Raw genomic sequence first — 673 nt, forward strand, 5'->3', positions numbered from 1 at the left:
ACAGCAGGAGGAACGATTAAGACAGGCTACTTGTCAGCAGGAACCTATACGGTAATAGAAACAGTGGCTCCAATGAATTATAAACTGGCAAGTCCAGCGACTCAATCGGTAACTCTCACCAAAGGAAAAGATGAAACAGTCACCTTTTTTAATGAACGTGAAAAGGGGAGTATTCAAATCACCAAAACCGATGACACAGGCAAACTCCTACAAGGAGCGACCTATGAAATCAAGAATAGTGCGGGAGTGACGGTTGTCCCAAGTACCGTTGCCATCACAAATGCCTCAGGCATTTATCTGAGCCCAAGTTTGCCAACAGGCGAGTATACGGTCACAGAGCTAGGCGCACCTGTTGGTCATGATGTTCTGAAAGGCGCCGCAGCCACGAAACCTGTCTCTGTGAAAACAGGAGAGATCGGAAAAGTAGCATTTGTCAATGATCGACAAGCAAAAATAGTGGTAGAAAAGCGGGATAAAGAAACTAAAGCACTTCTAGCAGGAGCGACCTACGAGGTGAAAAATAGTGCAGGAGCGGTCGTTGCTCAAGGGACGAGCACAGCAGGAGGAACGATTAAGACAGGCTACTTGTCAGCAGGAACCTATACGGTAATAGAAACAGTGGCTCCAATGAATTATAAACTGGCAAGTCCAGCGACTCAATCGGTAACTCTCA

At 46.4% G+C, this 673-nt stretch carries 1 protein-coding gene; it reads left to right on the forward strand.

What is annotated here, in order from left to right; genetic code table 11:
- Positions 1 to 673, forward strand: a 673-nt coding sequence (locus AC5KOD_RS02430; protein WP_496912961.1) for an MSCRAMM family protein, incomplete at both ends; no start/stop codon positions are given.

The organism is Vagococcus sp. WN80Y (assembly GCF_059621045.1).